The sequence below is a fragment of the Mobiluncus curtisii ATCC 43063 genome, from assembly GCF_000196535.1.
Classification (GTDB): Bacteria; Actinomycetota; Actinomycetes; order Actinomycetales; family Actinomycetaceae; genus Mobiluncus; species Mobiluncus curtisii.
Genome location: NC_014246.1, coordinates 1567600 through 1584844 on the forward strand (window position 1 = coordinate 1567600; position 17245 = coordinate 1584844).

General features: G+C 56.0%; 21 protein-coding genes and 2 tRNA genes. 17 read left to right on the forward strand and 6 right to left on the reverse strand.

The window, feature by feature from the left end:
* Positions 1–87: 87 nt before the first annotated feature.
* Positions 88–792 (reverse strand): potassium channel family protein, encoded by a 705-nt coding sequence (locus HMPREF0573_RS06720; protein ID WP_004007089.1) that lies wholly within the window; start codon positions 790–792, stop codon positions 88–90.
* A 10-nt stretch (positions 793–802) separates the two neighbouring features.
* Positions 803–2215, reverse strand: coding sequence for a TrkH family potassium uptake protein (locus HMPREF0573_RS06725; protein WP_013189344.1), 1413 nt, complete (start codon positions 2213–2215; stop codon positions 803–805).
* A 75-nt stretch (positions 2216–2290) separates the two neighbouring features.
* On the opposite strand from HMPREF0573_RS06725, the gene prfB reads away from it, so the two are divergent.
* From prfB to smpB, 5 genes are all read left to right on the forward strand, one after another.
* Entirely contained in the window at positions 2291–3421 is a 1131-nt protein-coding gene (prfB, locus tag HMPREF0573_RS06730) for a peptide chain release factor 2 (RefSeq protein WP_013189345.1), read from the forward strand.
* 169 nt (positions 3422–3590) lie between these two features.
* Entirely contained in the window at positions 3591–4379 is a 789-nt protein-coding gene (gene ftsE, locus HMPREF0573_RS06735; RefSeq protein ID WP_004010926.1) for a cell division ATP-binding protein FtsE, read from the forward strand.
* Complete coding sequence (gene ftsX / locus HMPREF0573_RS06740) at positions 4379–5293, forward strand: permease-like cell division protein FtsX (protein WP_004007085.1); 915 nt, start codon at positions 4379–4381, stop codon at positions 5291–5293. The genes ftsE and ftsX overlap by 1 nt, the downstream gene beginning before the upstream one ends.
* Positions 5294–5391: 98 nt before the next feature.
* Positions 5392–6720, forward strand: coding sequence for a M23 family metallopeptidase (locus HMPREF0573_RS06745; RefSeq protein ID WP_236585849.1), 1329 nt, complete (start codon positions 5392–5394; stop codon positions 6718–6720).
* Positions 6721–6803: 83 nt separating this feature from the next.
* On the forward strand, positions 6804–7343 hold the full coding sequence (gene smpB, locus HMPREF0573_RS06750) for an SsrA-binding protein SmpB (protein WP_036324539.1): 540 nt from the start codon (positions 6804–6806) through the stop codon (positions 7341–7343).
* Positions 7344–7411: 68 nt separating this feature from the next.
* Here the strand turns inward: smpB and HMPREF0573_RS06755 are convergent, their stop codons facing one another.
* Both HMPREF0573_RS06755 and HMPREF0573_RS06760 read right to left on the reverse strand, forming a co-directional pair.
* On the reverse strand, positions 7412–8389 hold the full coding sequence (locus HMPREF0573_RS06755) for an O-acetyl-ADP-ribose deacetylase (protein WP_013189346.1): 978 nt from the start codon (positions 8387–8389) through the stop codon (positions 7412–7414).
* 234 nt (positions 8390–8623) lie between these two features.
* A tRNA-Ile gene (locus HMPREF0573_RS06760) sits at positions 8624–8697 on the reverse strand.
* Positions 8698–8885: 188 nt separating this feature from the next.
* Here HMPREF0573_RS06760 and HMPREF0573_RS06765 point away from each other — a divergent pair.
* Positions 8886–8957 (forward strand) — tRNA-Asn (locus HMPREF0573_RS06765).
* On the opposite strand, the gene HMPREF0573_RS09615 is transcribed toward HMPREF0573_RS06765, so the two are convergent.
* Complete coding sequence (locus HMPREF0573_RS09615) at positions 8919–9218, reverse strand: helix-turn-helix domain-containing protein (protein WP_081458856.1); 300 nt, start codon at positions 9216–9218, stop codon at positions 8919–8921. The two genes, HMPREF0573_RS06765 and HMPREF0573_RS09615, sit on opposite strands and share 39 nt — an antisense overlap.
* Positions 9219–9436: 218 nt before the next feature.
* On the opposite strand from HMPREF0573_RS09615, the gene HMPREF0573_RS09960 reads away from it, so the two are divergent.
* Complete coding sequence (locus HMPREF0573_RS09960) at positions 9437–9577, forward strand: hypothetical protein (RefSeq protein WP_236589636.1); 141 nt, start codon at positions 9437–9439, stop codon at positions 9575–9577.
* 6 nt (positions 9578–9583) lie between these two features.
* Here HMPREF0573_RS09960 and HMPREF0573_RS06775 read toward each other — a convergent pair whose 3' ends face one another.
* Positions 9584–10018: a hypothetical protein gene (locus HMPREF0573_RS06775; protein WP_013189348.1), complete on the reverse strand. Its 435-nt coding sequence runs from the start codon at positions 10016–10018 to the stop codon at positions 9584–9586.
* A 31-nt stretch (positions 10019–10049) separates the two neighbouring features.
* Between HMPREF0573_RS06775 and HMPREF0573_RS09965 the strand changes: the two genes are divergently transcribed.
* The 10 genes from HMPREF0573_RS09965 to HMPREF0573_RS06820 all read left to right on the forward strand — a co-directional run bounded on the left by HMPREF0573_RS09965 (position 10050) and on the right by HMPREF0573_RS06820 (position 17245).
* On the forward strand, positions 10050–10268 hold the full coding sequence (locus HMPREF0573_RS09965) for a hypothetical protein (RefSeq protein ID WP_013189349.1): 219 nt from the start codon (positions 10050–10052) through the stop codon (positions 10266–10268).
* Positions 10265–10603, forward strand: coding sequence for a helix-turn-helix domain-containing protein (locus HMPREF0573_RS06785; protein WP_013189350.1), 339 nt, complete (start codon positions 10265–10267; stop codon positions 10601–10603). Before HMPREF0573_RS09965 ends, HMPREF0573_RS06785 begins: the two co-directional genes overlap by 4 nt.
* Positions 10600–11460, forward strand: a complete 861-nt coding sequence (locus tag HMPREF0573_RS06790) for a hypothetical protein (RefSeq protein ID WP_013189351.1) — start codon at positions 10600–10602, stop codon at positions 11458–11460. The genes HMPREF0573_RS06785 and HMPREF0573_RS06790 overlap by 4 nt, the downstream gene beginning before the upstream one ends.
* Positions 11457–11759 (forward strand): HNH endonuclease, encoded by a 303-nt coding sequence (locus HMPREF0573_RS10105; protein ID WP_081458845.1) that lies wholly within the window; start codon positions 11457–11459, stop codon positions 11757–11759. The genes HMPREF0573_RS06790 and HMPREF0573_RS10105 overlap by 4 nt, the downstream gene beginning before the upstream one ends.
* A gap of 103 nt (positions 11760–11862) precedes the next feature.
* Positions 11863–12219 carry a hypothetical protein gene (locus tag HMPREF0573_RS06795; RefSeq protein ID WP_174259469.1) on the forward strand — a complete coding sequence of 119 codons (357 nt, stop codon included), beginning with the start codon at positions 11863–11865 and terminating at the stop codon, positions 12217–12219.
* A complete protein-coding gene (locus HMPREF0573_RS06800) occupies positions 12206–13624 on the forward strand; it encodes a phage terminase large subunit family protein (RefSeq protein WP_236589638.1) in 1419 nt (472 codons plus the stop codon). Before HMPREF0573_RS06795 ends, HMPREF0573_RS06800 begins: the two co-directional genes overlap by 14 nt.
* A 277-nt stretch (positions 13625–13901) precedes the next feature.
* On the forward strand, positions 13902–14999 hold the full coding sequence (locus HMPREF0573_RS06805; RefSeq protein ID WP_013189355.1) for a phage portal protein: 1098 nt from the start codon (positions 13902–13904) through the stop codon (positions 14997–14999).
* A complete protein-coding gene (locus HMPREF0573_RS06810; RefSeq protein WP_013189356.1) occupies positions 14983–16554 on the forward strand; it encodes an HK97 family phage prohead protease in 1572 nt (523 codons plus the stop codon). Before HMPREF0573_RS06805 ends, HMPREF0573_RS06810 begins: the two co-directional genes overlap by 17 nt.
* A 2-nt stretch (positions 16555–16556) precedes the next feature.
* Complete coding sequence (locus tag HMPREF0573_RS06815) at positions 16557–16886, forward strand: hypothetical protein (protein WP_013189357.1); 330 nt, start codon at positions 16557–16559, stop codon at positions 16884–16886.
* Positions 16883–17245 carry a hypothetical protein gene (locus HMPREF0573_RS06820; RefSeq protein ID WP_013189358.1) on the forward strand — a complete coding sequence of 121 codons (363 nt, stop codon included), beginning with the start codon at positions 16883–16885 and terminating at the stop codon, positions 17243–17245. The genes HMPREF0573_RS06815 and HMPREF0573_RS06820 overlap by 4 nt, the downstream gene beginning before the upstream one ends.

Here is a 17245-nt window from a genome sequence, read left to right on the forward strand (position 1 = left end):
CTAGCGCGGGGCTAATGTTAAGACTGTGTAAAATAATTTTACTTTAGGGCAATTTCCCTGTTGCTTTACGATTACATGAAATTTTGATTAATCTCGCCGGGTAATTTTGGAAATAATCCGGGTGGGTGCCACCACCATCACCCGGTCAGCGGGGGACAAAATCGTTTTGGCGTGAGCGGTCTCCCAAGTGTCAGCGGGGGATTGAATCGCCACAATAGAGAATCCATCGCGGCGACGTACGTCGAGTTCACCCAAGGTCTTTCCGCAGTAACGCGGTCCCAGACTGGTGATAACCAGGGCAAACCCATGTCCCAGGTCGATGTAGTCCTCGAAAGACTGGGCGACCTGGTGGGCGGCACGCAAACCCATCTCGGATTCCGGATAAAACACGCGGGTGATACCCATCTGGTTGAGAATCTCACCCTGTTCCACGCTGGAGGCTTTCGCCCACACCTGAGGACAGTGCAGGGTCAGCAGGGCAGAGGCACTCAGGATGGAAGCCGCCAAATCGCCACCAATCGTCACCACCCCGCAGGCGTACTCATCGACTGCCAGCTGGGCTAATGCCTCCTTATCCGTGGCATCCGCCCGCACCACGTGACGAATTAGTGCCGAAGCGCGCTGCACCACTTCTGGGTTACAATCGATGCCCAGCACCTCCACACCACTGGCCTCCAACTCGGTCGCCATGCTCAGACCGAATCGTCCCAAGCCAATGACGACCGCGCTTTGTGGATTCCCGGTCGGATGAGCGGGGGGCTCCGGGACAGAATTCGTATTAAATATGCTCATTTGTGTCGTCCTAACCGATAAGGGGATGATCCCGAGGCAGTTCGTAAGCTACCGGTCGTCTCCGGGTGGCGAGGGCCGCTGCTAAGGTCAACGGTCCAATACGTCCCAGAATCATAAATATTATGACCATGAATTGCGCCGCAACAGGCAACAGGGGAGTGATGCCGGTACTCAGACCCACGGTCCCCAAGGCGGAACAGATTTCAAACAGGCACTGGTTGAGGTTGAAAGGGGTAAAGAGCATCAGCAGGAAAGCCCCCACCGCGACCAGCCCGAAAAACAGCGAAAGCACCGCCAAGGCTTGCCGCTGGGCAGAACGCGCCAGGCGCCAGCCCAAGATATTAATAGCGTGGGCACCCCGAATCTCACCCCAAAGAGTCGCCATCACCACAATCGCCGTAGTAATCTTTAGCCCGCCCGCAGTCCCGGCAGGACCCCCACCAATCAGCATCAGCCCATCGGTGATGAGCCAGGTTTCAGGGTATTGCTGGGAAATGTCAACAGAGTTAAAGCCCGCGGTGCGTGGCGAGATAGAGGAAAATAACCCGTTGAGCAGGCGCTCGGGGACAGGCATCGCCCCAAACGTATGCGGATTGTGCCATTCCAAAACCGTGATGGCGACCCAGCCGAACACAATCGCCGCCGCGGTGCCCAGCAGCATAATCCGGGTGGTCATGCCCCACTTCCACCAATGCCAGCCGTTGCGGTAAAGCATCAGCCAAACAGGAAAGCCTAAGCCTCCAATCACGATGAGCGCCCCCAGACTCAACAGCAGGAAAGGCTCAGTGCTGAAGCTCATCAACGAATCCTGATAAGGAGCAAACCCGGCATTGTTAAAAGCGGAACCCGTGAGGAACACCCCGTGTGCCATCGCCTGCAACGGTGAGGTGGCATGATGGGAAAACCACAGATAGAGACTATTGAGGAAAGCAAACCCCAGCTGCAACAAGAGCGAAGCCACCACAATCTGCCCCACGGAATGCCGGACTTCCCGCGGAGTCAAGCCGAACCACACTTTGGCAATCGCGCGATCCTCAAAAGTGGCGCGTTTGCGCAACGCCGAAGCGAACAGTGTGACCATCGTCATGGTGCCGATACCGCCCAACTCAATCAGCAGGAAGATGACAGCCTGACCGAAAGCAGACCAGTAGCTGCCCGTGTCCACCACAATTAATCCCGTCACGCTGGTGGCAGAGGCAGCGGTGAACAGCGCAATCGACAGGGGAGCACCATCCGCAAACGAGGGACCAAAAACAGGAACCCCGGTGGGGATAGCGTGGGGAGCCACGACATCGAAACTCGTGGCGACCGCAGCACCGCTCCGGGATGCTGGGAGCATCAGCAATACCGTACCCACCAGGATAGTTATCAGGAATGCTGCCGAAATCTTGCGACCGGGATTAAACTCGGAGATGCGAGCCACCGGACAAGTATAAACCCGGCAGGGCGCCACGCAACTCATTTGAGAACCGCCCCGGATTACCAGTAAGGTAAAAAGGTGATTTCTCCCGATGATTTTCAACCCCTGATTGAGAAACTGCGTGCGTCTTTCGCGACGATTTCAGCGGTGATGGACCCTGAACTGTTGACGCAAAAGATTGCTGACCTGACGCAACAAGCCGCCGCCCCGGACTTGTGGGATGACCAGGAACACGCCCAAAAAGTCACGCAATCACTTTCGGCAGCACAAGCCGATTTGCAACGTCTGCAAAAGATGCGTGCCCGTATCGACGATATGGAAGCTCTGGTCGAGCTGGGGGCAGAAGAAAGTGGAGAGGACCGCGATGCCATCCTCGTTGACGCGGAACAAACCTATGAAACTTTGAAACGGGATCTGGACGCGATGGAGGTAAAGACCCTGTTGAACGGGGAATACGACGAACGCTTCGCGGTCGTCACCATTCGCTCCGGGGCAGGCGGGGTGGACGCCGCCGACTTTGCGCAGATGCTGCTGCGGATGTACCTGCGGTATTGCGAACGACACCACTATGCTACAAAAGTGCTGGATACGTCCTATGCGGAAGAAGCGGGGATTAAGTCGGTAACATTCCAGGTTGATGCCCCCTATGCGTACGGGATGCTATCAGTAGAAGCCGGGACGCACCGGTTGGCGCGGGTCAGCCCGTTTAACGCGGCGGGCAAGCGCCAGACTTCCTTTGCGGCGGTAGAGGTCATACCCCTAATTGAAACGACCGACCATATCGAAGTGCCCGAAAGCGACATTAAGATAGACGTGTTCCGTTCCTCGGGACCGGGCGGTCAGTCCGTGAACACGACGGATTCCGCGGTGCGCCTGACCCACCTGCCCACCGGCATCGTCATCTCCATGCAGGACGAAAAATCCCAGATTCAAAACCGCGCCGCCGCGATGCGCGTGCTGCAGTCACGCCTGTTAATGCTGCGCCACCAGCAAGAACACGATAAGAAAAAAGAGCTGGCAGGGGATGTCAAAGCCTCCTGGGGCGACCAGATGCGCTCCTATTTCCTCTATGGGCAACAGCTGGTCAAAGACCTTCGAACCGGCTATGAATCGGGCAACCCCGACAGCGTTTTCGACGGTGACCTGGACGGATTTATCGATGCGGCGATTCGCTGGCGCAAACATCAAGAAAAACACCGCGACCAGTAGACGACCCGCCGTCAACGATGCGGATAAGCTCCCGCACCGACGGTCGAACAAGCCCTATTAATTGCAGATTTCCCGCTGATTGCGCTTCTGCGGGTGTCACTCCGTTTTTATCGTTTTGTTATAAATAGACTGGTATGGTACCTGAAACTGAACTGGGGAGCAGAAAAGGTTGATTACGTTCGACAACGTCACCAAAATTTACAAGCGGGGAGCGCGACCAGCGCTGGATCACGTGGGTCTCACTATTGAACGGGGCGAGTTCGTGTTCCTGGTCGGGACCTCCGGATCGGGCAAGTCTACGTTCCTGTCGCTGGTCCTCGGCGAAGAAAGCGCCACGGAAGGGAAAATCCTGGTCTTGGGCAAGGACCTGGGGCGGCTGTCCCGGTGGAAAGTGCCGGCGTTGCGCCGCCAAGTAGGCGTAGTGTTCCAAGATTTTCGCCTGTTGGAAAACAAGAACGTGTATGACAATGTCGCGATTGCTCTGCAGGTCATCGGCAAGCCGCGTCGGATTATCCGCCGGGTCGTCCCCGAAGTACTCCAAATGGTCGGCTTGGGTGGCAAAGACAAGCGTTTCCCCCACGAGCTCAGCGGCGGCGAACAGCAACGCGTGGCAATCGCCCGCGCTATGGTGAACCGTCCGCCCATCCTGTTGGCAGACGAGCCGACCGGCAACCTCGACCCCGCCACGTCCTTGGGCATCATGAGACTACTGGACCGAATCAACCGCGCGGGAACCACCGTGGTGATGGCGACCCACGACGAAGAAATCGTGAACCAGATGCGCAAACGCGTCATTGAACTGGACGAAGGTCGGGTCGTACGCGACCAGGCACGTGGCATTTATGGAGCCTCAGCGCCAAAGGGTGGCGTCGACACTGCTGAAAGCTCGGCTGCGGGCTTGGGCGCATTTCCGAAACCGAAAGGTGTGGGCGCGGCACGGAGAGGAGGTCGGAAATAATGCGACTAACTTTCGTATTATCCCAGGTCGGTCAGGGCTTGCGACGCAATCTGGCGATGACGGTCGCGGTGATTATCGTGACCTGTGTGTCCCTGCTGTTCGTAGGGTCAGCAGTGCTGGCAGAAATGCAGATTAATAACCTGCGCGATACCTGGTACGGCAAAATCGAAATTTCCGTGTCGATGTGTACCAAAGACGACGTGTCTCCCAACTGTAACGGTCAAGAAGCCACTGAAGCACAGATTGCGGCGATTGACGAACAGCTGAAGTCCGAACGGCTCAGCAAATACATCGACAATGTGTATTTCGAGACGAAAGAAGAAGCCTTCGAAAGTTTCAAAAAGCTGGCAGGGACCGAACAGTATTACCAATATGTTAAAGCAGACATGATGCCTGCATCGTTCCGGATTAAGCTAAAGAACCCGGAACAGTACCGGGTGGTCGTTGAAGAACTGCAGGGACGCGACGGGGTTGCCCAAGTCATTGACCAAAAGCAGATCCTGGAGAAACTGTTGACCGGGCTGCATCAGGCGACCTACCTGGCTGTCGGGCTGGCAGTAGCGATGATTATCGCCGCGGTCCTGTTGATTACCACCACAATCCGCCTGTCCGCGATGAGCCGGGAACGCGAAACATCCATTATGCGCCTGGTCGGAGCCTCGAACCTGTTTGTGCAGCTGCCATTTATGGTGGAGGGCGCGGTCGCGGCGACGATTGGTGCCCTCGGTTCGGTAGCGATTCTGTGGGCAAGCGTAAAGTTCCTGGTCGGATCCTGGCTGTCGGGACTCTCCGGGGTAGTCGAGCTGATTTCGTCCAACGATGTGCTGCTCATTGCGCCGTTCTTGGTGCTAGCAGCCATTCTGCTGGCTGTCGTAGCTTCGGCAGCATCCCTGAACCGCTACACCCGAGTTTAGGGCACCGCGGGCGATGTTTCAGACGGGGAAAACCTCGGTATTTAGCTAAACTTTTAGCACAGCGCGTTACCGGGAAAACCGGAAAAGGAGGTGAACACGTGCGAAGCAAAATGAGAGCGCTCATGGGGGCACTGGCGGCAATCGGAATTGCCTCGATGTCCACAGCGTCGCTTAGCTATGCCAACGCGCCGTTCACCCCCGCAAACGCTACGGTCCCGAGATCGAGCGCGACTGGACTCGTGCGGACAGACAAAAACTCCGAAGAGCGCAAGAAACTCGAAGCGCAACAGGCTGCCTCGAAAAAGAAACAAGCCGAATTAGCGTCCCAGCTAGAGGGAGTCAACGCGAATCTGGTGCAGTTGGCAGTCGCCCTGGAACAAACCAAGGCAGCTATCCCCGTGGCGCAAACGGAAGTTGCCAATGCGCAGGTTAAACTGGCAGACGCACAAGCTAAACATCAGCAAATCCAAAGCCGGCTGGCAATCGCGAATCGTCAAAAAACCGAGCTACGCGAACAAATCGCCCAGGGTGAGCAAACCATTGAAAAAACCCAAGTCGCTATCGGTCAGATGGCACGCATGGCATATCGCGGGGCGATGCTGGAAACCTCGCCACTTTCCCTGCTGCTGGATTCACAGTCCCTGGATGAACTCACGCTGCGTGCCCAGGTGGCAGCCACGGCGACCAAATCACAAAATCGTGCCATCGTGGAAGCTCAAGAAGCCAATGCAGCCAATAACAACGCCCGTGCTCGCCAAGAAGCCGTGAGTATCCGCATCGGAGAACTGGAGACACAGGCTCAGCAGGCGGTGCAAGCTGCGGATGAAGCCCGCGCGGAACAACAGCGCAAACTGGGCGAATTCCAGGAACTGCAACAAAAACAGGTCGCCCAGCAGGGGCAGCTGAACAATCAGCGGGCGGCATTTGAAAAGCAAATCGCGGAAGAACAAGCCACGCAGGCGGCGGCAGCCGCGCGAATTGCCGCGTTGAATCAACAGCCGGACACTATGCCGGCACGCTCCATCTCGGGAGGAATTTTTGGTGCGCCCCTCTCATCGCTATCGGTGACCTCGCCTTATGGATACCGCGTCCACCCCATTACGAAAACGCGGCGGCTTCATGCCGGCACGGATTTCGGGATTGCTTGCGGAACCCCGATTTACGCCTCACAGTCCGGTACGGTGACATTTGCCGGCTGGGAAGGTGCCGGCGGTAAATCCACCTATATCAATCACGGCACCATCAACGGTTCCAAGTGGCAGACCACGTACCGCCACCAGTCCCAGTTCAAAGTTTCCGTCGGCGCTTCTGTGCAAAAGGGGCAGGTCATCGGGTTGGTTGGTTCCACCGGCGGTTCGACCGGGTGTCACCTGCATTTCGAAGTATGGCAAAACGGGAAAACTATCAATCCAATGGGCGTGCTGTAGACAGCGAATGACCTGACGTGGGGAGTACTCACGGTACCGGGGAAAAGTTGGCAGACCGCGCTTTTGCGCTAAAATTGCACACTATGGGTAAAAAAGCTGCTAACGGGGCGGGTCAATCGGGGAAATTGACTCCCTCTCAGCGTGCCAAAGCAGAGTCAGATGCCAAGAAAGTCATCGCCCGGAACAAAAAGGCTGCGCACGATTATTTCTTGGAGGACAGCTACGAAGCGGGACTGTCACTGACCGGCACTGAAGTCAAAGCATTGCGGATGGGACGGGCTTCGCTCTCAGAAGCCTGGGTTGAAGTGGACCGTGGGGAAGCCTGGCTGCAAGGCGCCAACATCCCGGAATACTTTTATGGCTCCTGGACGAACCATGCCCCGAAACGGAAACGCAAACTGTTGCTGCACAAGCGCGAAATCATAAAGCTGGAAGGGGCTGTGGCGGCAAAAGGCTACACGATTGTGCCAGTAGAGCTGTATTTTGTGGGCGGACGTGCCAAAGTCGAGATTGCGGTGGCGAAAGGCAAGCAAGAATGGGACAAGCGCCAAACCATCCGCCAGCGCGAGGACGACCGCGAGGCGCAGCGAGCTTTGCGGGAGGCGAACCGGCGATCCCGGTAACCACTGTGGGGCAGGAAACCCAGCGTGCCGGGACAGCGTAGGGGAGCGGCTCTCCCCGCGCGACGGGGTCAATCTGACGGCGCGAACTTGAGATACTGATGCTCGGCACGGATGGCTTTGACCAGCTCCGCATGGGCATTGGCGCCATACTTTGCCGAGAATTCCTGCCATTCCTGGACCGCCTGAGGATCCAAGTGCATCATGGCGCGGAGGTTCCCGGCGCTGTCGCTGGCGGTAATGGCCTCGCCGTCCTCTGAACCTGCCCATTCCCGAAACACCCGGTAGCCCTCGGCGCGGAATGCCTCCGTGTAGGCAGCTGCTGCCGCGTTGCGATCGGCGCGATACGAGGCGACTTCTGCATCGGGAATCCAATAGGCATCGACCAAGGTCATGCCGTTGCGGTGGGTTTTCGTGTCCCCTGGCGCCAACTCGAAATCCTCAGGCTGCCAGGAATCGTCCTCCGGCTCGGTGCGGGCAATCTCTGCCTGGAACAGTTCCAAGGCTTCAGGGGAGAACAACACAAAGTACACGTTATCTATCGGGAGCGCGGCGTCTGGGGTCTGGTCTTGGGCTGCAGCAGCGTCCGAAGCGGTGTGAGGGGTCTGCGTTTGGGCAGCGTACTCGCGCACGGCAGCCACGCCGATGCGCGCGACTTGTGCCATATCCCAGCCGTAGACACCGCCAGATATAGCGGGAAACGCCACGTCATGGGCGCCTACCCGCGCAGCTTCACGCAGAGAGTTGGCAAAAGCGTCATGCAGCAGCTGCGGGTCGGTTTGTCCCGCGTGACGGTTGGGTCCCACGGTGTGAATGACCCATCGCGCCGCCAGATTGAACCCCCTGGTGGCGACCGCCTGTCCTACCGGGAGTCCATCGGGAAAGCGCGTCGCCCGCAACTTGTGACATGCCGCCAGCAGCTCCGGTCCCGCCGCGCGATGAATCGCCCCGTCGACGCCGCCTCCACCCAGCAATGAGGAATTCGCGGCGTTAACAATCGCGTCCACATTCATTTCGGTGAGGTCTCCGCCAATCGCATGAATCTGCATATTCGTTCCCTTTCGGCTAGGTTTTCAGTCTAGCGTGAAGCGGTATAAACGTCGTGGGTAGGTGCGGCGGGGGGGTGAGCGTGTTCATTGTCGTTTTCTTTTCGGTTAGTGGGTGGGTTGGAACACTATTAAGACACGCCGAAACTTTTTCGCTCACCCCACGTAGACCCCACGAAGAGGTTTTACTCGACACCTTGACGGGCGTTTTTATTGCCATTGCAACGTTTTGAGCGGTGCCCTGTGTGGGGCTTGAACCCACGACCAACGGATTATGAGTCCGCTGCTCTGACCGACTGAGCTAACAGGGCGTAAACATCCTAACAAGTTCCCGAGCCGAGGTGGTATTTCTGCACGCCCTGAATTGAAACTTTTCGGCTACAGCGCCCAGAATCGGCGAAATATCTCGGAGGGAAAACGTGATTGTGCCAGTCAAAAACGGGTAATCTCGCAGCGAGTGGACATTTGTGAAAAAGTTCTGTTAGAATCTAATCCGCAATCCCGCGTAGCTCAACGGCAGAGCGTCCGACTGTTAATCGGCAGGTTGCTGGTTCGAATCCAGCCGCGGGAGCTTTTCATACCCCAGACCACCTCTAGGCGGGGTAACGAGTTCTATTACTGAAACGCCAAGCAGATATGCCACCGCGTCTAGCTCATCAAGTTGCCATGGAATAACACCCCTCCAACGGCGATTAACCTGTGACTGTGTGATTCCAAGCGCGCGACCTAGCTCGCTCTGAGAATAGCCGCGTCTCGCAGATTCAGCGCGAATGTTAGCGGCAACGGTGCTTGCTGTATCTATGCTGGCAGGTGCGATTTCTGCAATACTCATACTCCTATCCTATGCAAATAACGCATAAGGGGCAACCGAAAAGCATAACTTTGGCGCGTGTCGCTTGCGTAACCTATGTGAAAAATGCTTAACTTGTGCGCATGGACCTTAATGAGCTGATAACCCGTGCCGTAAAAAAGCACCTCGAAACTAGGAAAATCTCACAGTCGAGACTTGCTAAAAGCATTGCCTACCAGCAATCTCGTTTCAACCGGCGTATGAATGGACAAATCCCTTGGTCCCTGAGAGACATTGAGCGTTTGCAGGACGCAGGTGTGAAAATTCCTGGAATCGCCGTAGGGCATCACGCAGACAGCGTGGTCATTGATGACCCCGCTCTGCTTTGTGAGGAAGGCTAGACCGTGCTAAATCCAGTATTTGGCTACCCAGGTGCCCTCTTTTGGCCAAAAGGCGTACGCGGCTTTGGCAGTCCAGTTGTTTCCCTTGGGTGCTCGTGCTCGAATCGCGGCTTGACCTTCCTTCGGGATGTACCCGAATTGGATTCCCGAGGATATGCACGCAATCGCGCCAGAATCCTTGGGGTTTGTAGGCTCAGGCTTGATAATCCCTTTAAGGAAAAATGCTTGCCCGCGCTGTGGATCGCCCCTCATGCCCTCACTGGCAAGCAGGAGCTTAATCTGCTTTTGCCTGAAGGTAACGCCCGCGACATAGCGACCTTTGTCCCACGTATCCCAGTTAATCGGTTGCGCGCCGCGCTGACGAGCTTTCGCTTTCGCGTCCTGTTCTACCTTTTCGCCCGCTTCAGCCCAGGCTTGGCGAAGTCCATCAAAAATGCCCATGAGGCTACTTTACTGAGAAAGGCACCTAATAATGATTGAAACGAACACTTTAACGCCTGTATATGAATCTATTGCGGTGGGTCGTGTGGAGCGGCATTTGAAGGCGGCTTTAGTGGAAGCTCAGGAAGCGCTTGCGCATTGCCGGGGTCTGGAGATTACCCGCTTCGGGGATACTTACGGGCTGACCGTGGGCGCTGTGGACGCCCTTATCGACGCATTGAACGAGTCCGAGTTTTGGGGGGAATTATGAAAAACATTTATAAAAATCAACCGTTCACTGTATCTGTTCGTGAATGGATGCGTGCCAATAAAATTTGGCAAGCTGATTTAGCTGACCTTGTGGGTGTGCCCCGCGGAACGCTGTCGCATTATTTGGCTGGTCGTCATCCATGGCCGCCCGAGCTGGTAGCGGCTTTGCTCACTCTTGGGTGTCCGCTTAGACCGGAAGAAAAGCCAGAGGCTACTCCACCATCTCACGCGGACCCGGATACTCGTGAATGCCTGCAAAAGGCAGCTTATTGGCTTTTCCTCGCAGCGGGGGGACACGCAGAAGATTTTGAGCAATTGAGGAAGACGAATCAATGAGCTCGATTAACGGCGAGACCCCGGCAGTGGTGATGGTGCAGTCCATGGCGCGCGCCGGGTGGGGTGAACTAGGCGGCAATGAGTGGCAGGGCGTAAGGTCCACGCTTACCGCTATTGTTGCCCGGACGCGCGGGCGGCGTGGCTATATGGACGCTACTGTTTGGCAAGTGTCGCAATCGGCAGGGCTGTCTACACGCTGGACGGCGCGGTGTTTACGCATTCTTGAGGGTCTGGGAATCATTACCTGGAACCGCGGCTTATTGCGCGACGGTACCCCTACGGCGGGGTTCATCCAGGTTAATAAACCTGTGCTGTTGCGGTTCGTTCGTGAAGCATGGTCTAAGGGTGCCGCGGCGTGGCAAGCCCGCCGGGCTGAGACACGGGCGCGCCTGGCAGACCTGAAAAAACGAGAGCAACATAATCGCAGGTCGCGCCGTGTGGAACTGAGTACACCCCTTAACAATAATTTGGCGCGCCGCGCCTTCGGCGCCGGCGGCGCGCCAAATATTGAACCATCGACCGAACCGCCCGCATGGGCTACAGGAAAGGAAGAGGAACCAATGAATGAAGAAGATAACTATTTGCTCTGTGACCATGGTCATGTAAAGAACAGATGCCCCCATTGCCGTCGGATTCAAGACAGCCGCAAGGATGAGCAAGCCCGTAAACCGTGGACTAAAGAACGGCGCAAGGCATGGCGTAACGCTACCGCCCGCCGGGTACAGCAAGACTTGGAGCGGCTTACCGCTGAGGAACACCGCCGTACTAGCGAGCTTTGGCGCCAAGAACACCCAGGTGTGAGCAGTTTCGACTGGCTGAAACAGCAGTGCGAGAAAGACAGGGCTGCACGGTCATGAGCTGGGGTGGGAGGAAAGTCAGGGACCTGGCTAGATTGGCAGTCTCTGTGTACGGCTCAAGCTGCATCTACTGCAAGGAGCCTATCTTGGCTGACTACTCTAACGAGGCTGTTTATGGTCATAACCACCCAAGACGGCTGAGCCTTGAGCACTTAGTGCCCCGGTCTCGTGGTGGAACTGACAGTATCGAAAATCTCAGACCCTGCCACCTGGGCTGTAACTCTGCACGGGGCGCAAAGCGCCGACCGCCCCGCCCTACGGTGTACGACAGCCATCTGTTCCCAGCCGGTTTTTTCTGAATGCCACCCCTCGGCAGTCGCGCCCCCCATGTCTGATATTTATCTTCGGAACTCTCTAAAAAAACGGCTAAATACCAGCGAAACGCCGGAAAAGGAAAAGGAAATGAGCGAAAAGCAAGAGAATGAATGCTGGCAGCCAGAGCTACCCGGCCTAGGTGATCCTTTCATGGCTTCCAATGCTATGGTCAAAGCGGTTAAGGCCAGGATTGAAGCCCTGAATCTTACCAGCGAGCAAGAGCTGGGCATGGCTGCTGAGATTCAGCTGCTTTATTCCCTGGCTCATGAGCTCGATGTGGCTTTCGCAGCCAGAAAAAAGACCATCGCCCACGTGACCATGATTGGCCAGTTCAAAGAGCTACTGGCTTGCCTGCCAGAGGTGTCTTCTAGTGATGTGGCAGATCCTTATGAGGTTTTCCTGGAGCAGCTCAATGCGGAATCGGGGCAAAATGTCGATGCCTAAATACGCTACTGCCAGGAATCCGGCTAATCCCACTATCGGTGCACAGGTGGAGCTGGTGGCCCGGTTCTTGAATACGCCTTTGATGCCGTGGCAAAAACTCGTGGCTGATGTTGCCGGTGAAAGGCAGGCAGAGCATCCTGAACGGGCCCGGTATCAGACCGTGGTAGTGACAGTGCCGCGTCAGTCTGGTAAAACCACGCTGATTAAAGCGTTGATGGCCGCGGTAGCACAGGCTAATCCGGGCTGCCAAGTGTATTACACGGCTCAGACCCGCAAGGACGCAGTCGAGAAATGGGGTGAGCTGGCTAAACAACTCAGAAAAGATATGGGCATCGCCCCTGATGGCAAGCCCCGCGTGAAAGTGCTGGAAGGCACAGGCAACGAGCGCATCGTTTTCCGGGGTACCGAATCCATGATTATGCCTTTCGCTCCCACCGTGGAGGGGATTCACGGCAAAACCAGCCCGCTAGTTGTCGTTGATGAGGCCTGGGCTTTCGACCAAGCCAGAGGCGATGACCTTATGGCCGCGTTCAACCCAGTAGGTTTGACCATCCCGCATTCACAGGTGTGGATTATTTCCACCGCCGGTGATACCCGCTCAGAATGGCTACGCTCCCTGGTGGATAAAGGCAGGCAAGCAATCAATGACCCTGGCACCACTACCGCGTTTTTCGAGTGGAGCGCGGATGAAGAAATGGCGGCGGCGAATCTACGCAGCGATGAGGCTTTAGCTTTCCATCCCGCTATCGGTTTCACACAAGAGCTGTGGAAGATTCAATCCCTGGCACAAACCGAGCCTGACCATCTTTACCGCCGCTCCTATTTAAATCTTTGGCCCACCGCCGCGGAAACCTCCATAGTAGACCTGGAGGCTTGGGAAAAACTGGCAGAACCAGAGCCAGCATCCATGCCCCCGGATGTAGCTATCGGCTTCGATGTAGCTACGGCGCGTACCGGGGCGACCATTTACGCGGCCTGGCAGGATGGCGAAACTGTGCAGATTCACCGCCTGGTGTCCAAGGCCGGGGCTGCCTGGGTCGAGAAAGCCATCGCACACTTGCAAGAAACGCTCGCGCCCATGGCGGTGGTGGCTGATGATTCCGGGGACAACCGGCCTATCATCGAAGCGCTACGCCGCAATGGTAAAGAAATCTATGCCCTACGCCCTCGTGAATACGCTTCGGCCAATAGCGAGTTTTTCGCTCGCATCAGCGACAACCGCCTACACCATGACGGAAACTCTGAGATTGTTGATGCTTTCGCTAATAGTGTGATGAAGCCAATCTCAGGCGGGCAAGCCATCTCACCCAGGCACTGTGCGGGGCCTGTGGACGCTGCCAGGGCTGCTATTGCCGCCGCCTATGCGGCTCTCAATTTTGATTCCAGACCGCAAATATTCTTCTAAACCAGGGTGGAAAATATGACCAGATTTGTGTGGGTAGATTCCTCCGAATGCAGCCACTTAGCCCAATGCCCCTGTGGATGGGCGCAAATATTTACCACCCCTGACCAGGCTTACGCATCGCTGATGAAGCATGAGGCCGCCTGGCATCCAGATTGTAGAAAAGCCCGCATAGCCGGATATCTATACCTATCACGCCGTAAAGACCAACACCGCCCCCGCGACACACGACCTGAACAGGGAAAACGTAAATAGTAATTAACTTTTGGAAACTTTAAATATGAGATGGTTTCCATTCAAACGCGAAAATGTGATCACGAATCCGGCGGTGCTCCCACCGGCCCGTAAAGCTTTCCTTACCGTGTCCCCGCGTCAGGCTATGGGGCTGGAAACCGTTTACCGGGCGCTCTCGATTCTGGAAACTGCCGCGAAGCAGCTCACTATTGATGCATGGCGCGGCGCTAATCTGTTAACCCCGCCGCCCTCGCTGGTGCGTCGCCCTAATATCGGCTCCACTCAATCCCGCTTCATTGTGGAAACTGTGGCTAGCCTGGCTCAGCGCGGCAATGCCTATTGGCTGATTACGCGCGACCAAGCTGGTCAAGTACTCACTCTCGATGTTTTGCCACCATTAGAAGTGACACCGAAGCAAGACCCGCAAACCAAAATCATTGATTTCACTTATAGCGGACGTATTTATTCATCACGCGAAATCTGCCATCTGAAACTTTTAACTGTCGCTGGTCAAGTGGAGGGACTTGGTCCTATCCAAGCAGCACGACAAAGCCTAGCCGGGGCGCTGGATTTGGCTGAGTATTCTTCTTCTTTGGTGAAAGGCGGGGGAATCCCCACCGGGATTTTGACCTCCGAGCAGCAGATTACCCAGGCGCAAGCTAAGGAAACCCGCGATGAATGGAATGCCACCCAGGGGATAGGTAAAGGCATCGCCGTGCTCGGTAAAGGCACCAAGTTTCAGGTGCTTTCCCTGAAGCCTGAAGAAATCCAGTTCCTGGAAACCCAGAACTTTAATGTGACCCAAATCGCGCGCCTGTTTGGGATTCCCGCCCGGCTCATGCTCGCACCCCTCGATGGGGCTTCCACTACTTACGCGAATGCTCAGCAAGAAGATTTGCAGATGGTCAAGTGGACACTCATGGCCTACCTGCGAGAAATCGAGGTAGCCATCACTGATGTGTTACCGCGCGGGATAACAGCACGCTTCAATCTCGATGCCCTGCTACGTACCGACACTCTGAGCCGGTATCAAGCCCACCAAATCGGTATCAATGCAGGATTCCTCACCATCGATGAGGTGAGGGCTATCGAGGGGCTACCTCCTTTACAGAGCCAAGAAAGTGAGAATGAAAATGAGCAATGACCTGGAATATCGTTCCATCAGTGTAGGTGCCACGGATGTGGAAGCCCGTGAAGTTAGCGGTATCGGGGTGCCTTTCGCTGATGAGACGCAAATCTTTGAAGGCTACTTTGAGCAATTTGCCCGCGGCGCGGTTGAAGTGCCTAAAGCCGGGTGCAAGCTCCTGGCCGAACACGCTAAACCGATTGGGACCCTGACCGGGCGCGATACTGAGCGCGGTTGGGAAATCATCGGAAAAGTAGCGAAAACCCAGGCCGGGGATGAAGCCCTTGAGCTTGCCCGCGCCGGGGTTTACACCGGGCTATCAGTGGGCTTCGAGATGCTGGAATACGCGGATGAAAACCGTGAGGATGGCATCCACCGCACCGTAACAAAAGCCCTGGTCAGAGAAGTATCACTCACCCCGTTCCCAGCTTATGAAAATGCATCAGTCCAAAAAATCCGACAGAAAGGTAAAGAGATGCCAGAACTCACCGAAGAAACCCCGGCCAAGCCGGTCGAAACCGAGAGCTTGCGAGAGCTACGTTCCACAGTGGAGGATTTGACCCGCGCGGTCGAGGTCCTGAAAACCTCGAAACCGTGGGAAAAACCCGCCGAGGCCGCGCCAGATACACGCAGCGCCGCCGAATTTATCAAATCCGTCCTGAGCGGAAATGAAGATGACCAGACGGCCCTGCGGTCCATCCAAGAGCGCGCCTACACGGGTGGCACCAGCGCTGATACTGTGCTGACCCCGCAATGGGTCGGTGATCTGACCCGCCTGGTAGACCAGGGCGCGGGCATCCGTACCCTTTTCACCACCGGGAACCTCCCGGCTGAGGGCTTCACTCTTGAATATGCCCAGCTCAAGAGCGACACCATGAAGGTAGCTAAGCAGGCCAAAGAAGGCGACAACCTGGTAATGGGCAACGTCAGCGTGGAGACGAAAACCACTGATATTTCTACGTTTGGCGGTGCTACCACGCTTTCTCGGCAAGAAATCGAACGCGGACACGTGCGTATCCTGGATCATCATCTTCGGGCGATGGCCATCGCCGCGGGGAAAACCGCCCGTAACGAGTTCCACACTGCCTATGAGGGCGTGGTGACCGGGGCCCCGCAAAAGCTCACCGGCAAAACCTTGGCTTCGATGTCTTGGGGTGATTGGGTTGATCAGGTGGTGGATGCGGCCTCTATCTTCGAGGAACAAGGCCTAACAATCGACAACCTAATCGTGGATAAGACCGTTTTCAAAGCATTAGCAAAGCTGGAAGGCAAAGACGGTCGCCCAATGATGAGTGAGCATGAAGGCGGCCAAAACACCATTGGCACTTTGACCGCCGCGGGGCTGAAAGGGGCCCTTTTGAATATCCCGGTGGTGCTTGATACGGATGCCGCTAAGGCTTCGGCGGTATTCCAAAACCGTTTGGCCATCCGCTCCTATATGAGCTCGCTGGTACGGCTGCAAGATGAGAATATCCTGAATCTTTCCAAGGATTTCAGCGTGTATTTCTATGCTGCTTTCGCTGCAGAAATGCCCGGCTGCCTGGTACCCATTACTGGCCTGGCAGGAGCCTAATCATGAATCTCAAGGTCGAGCCAGCAGAGCTTTCCGAGTATCTCGGTGGCACCAGCTCCAGCAGTCAAACGCTGGAGGCGTGCATTAGCGAGGCTGAAAGTCTAGTTGGTGTGCTCTTGCAGGATTCCCGTGAGAGCACACCACCGCCCGAAGCTATCGTGAAACGCGCGGTCCTAGATACAGCTGCTGACCTGTATGCGCGGAAATCTGCACCTAACGGGGTGAAGGCTTTTGCTGATTTGGATGGCACCAGCCCCATCCGGCTACGGCTTGATCCGCTTGCGCAAGCTCGCGCTACCCTGGCTCCATTCTTGAAGATGGTGGTCGCATGATTGCCCAAGCTCGCGCCGATTTGACAGAGGTACTTGAATCCCAAGGCCTAAAAGTATACTCATACGTCCCTGAACGTGTTGAAGCACCGTGTGTAATCATCGACACAGCGCCCCGCATCGATTCAGCGGAAGTTTTCGGAGAATACTCCATCAGCTTCAAAGTGACCGCTGTTGTCGCCCCCGCCGGGGATTTCGGTATCCAGGTGGAAAACCTTGACCGGCTTCTTGACACGGTACTTGAAGCGCTGGAAAACCTGGACGTGACCGCGCAAGGCCACTATGTTCTCCAAGCCCCTGATGGCCAGCAAATGCTGGCATATGAACTGAATGTTGAATCCGAATACCGAAAGGAAAACTAA

Bases quoted from the DNA above. Each gene is read 5' to 3' on its own strand.
- HMPREF0573_RS06790 (WP_013189351.1), top strand. From the start codon at position 10,600: ATGAGCTCGATTAACGGCGAGACCCCGGCAGTGGTGATGGTGCAGTCC.
- HMPREF0573_RS06795 (WP_174259469.1), top strand. From the start codon at position 11,863: ATGAGCGAAAAGCAAGAGAATGAATGCTGGCAGCCAGAGCTACCCGGC.
- HMPREF0573_RS10105 (WP_081458845.1), top strand. From the start codon at position 11,457: ATGAGCTGGGGTGGGAGGAAAGTCAGGGACCTGGCTAGATTGGCAGTC.
- HMPREF0573_RS06720 (WP_004007089.1), bottom strand. From the start codon at position 792: ATGAGCATATTTAATACGAATTCTGTCCCGGAGCCCCCCGCTCATCCG.
- smpB (WP_036324539.1), top strand. From the start codon at position 6,804: ATGGGTAAAAAAGCTGCTAACGGGGCGGGTCAATCGGGGAAATTGACT.
- HMPREF0573_RS06775 (WP_013189348.1), bottom strand. From the start codon at position 10,018: ATGGGCATTTTTGATGGACTTCGCCAAGCCTGGGCTGAAGCGGGCGAA.
- HMPREF0573_RS06820 (WP_013189358.1), top strand. From the start codon at position 16,883: ATGATTGCCCAAGCTCGCGCCGATTTGACAGAGGTACTTGAATCCCAA.
- HMPREF0573_RS06815 (WP_013189357.1), top strand. From the start codon at position 16,557: ATGAATCTCAAGGTCGAGCCAGCAGAGCTTTCCGAGTATCTCGGTGGC.
- ftsX (WP_004007085.1), top strand. From the start codon at position 4,379: ATGCGACTAACTTTCGTATTATCCCAGGTCGGTCAGGGCTTGCGACGC.
- HMPREF0573_RS06785 (WP_013189350.1), top strand. From the start codon at position 10,265: ATGAAAAACATTTATAAAAATCAACCGTTCACTGTATCTGTTCGTGAA.
- HMPREF0573_RS09960 (WP_236589636.1), top strand. From the start codon at position 9,437: ATGAATGGACAAATCCCTTGGTCCCTGAGAGACATTGAGCGTTTGCAG.
- HMPREF0573_RS06755 (WP_013189346.1), bottom strand. From the start codon at position 8,389: ATGCAGATTCATGCGATTGGCGGAGACCTCACCGAAATGAATGTGGAC.
- HMPREF0573_RS06810 (WP_013189356.1), top strand. From the start codon at position 14,983: ATGAAAATGAGCAATGACCTGGAATATCGTTCCATCAGTGTAGGTGCC.
- HMPREF0573_RS09615 (WP_081458856.1), bottom strand. From the start codon at position 9,218: ATGAGTATTGCAGAAATCGCACCTGCCAGCATAGATACAGCAAGCACC.
- HMPREF0573_RS09965 (WP_013189349.1), top strand. From the start codon at position 10,050: ATGATTGAAACGAACACTTTAACGCCTGTATATGAATCTATTGCGGTG.
- HMPREF0573_RS06805 (WP_013189355.1), top strand. From the start codon at position 13,902: ATGAGATGGTTTCCATTCAAACGCGAAAATGTGATCACGAATCCGGCG.
- HMPREF0573_RS06800 (WP_236589638.1), top strand. From the start codon at position 12,206: ATGTCGATGCCTAAATACGCTACTGCCAGGAATCCGGCTAATCCCACT.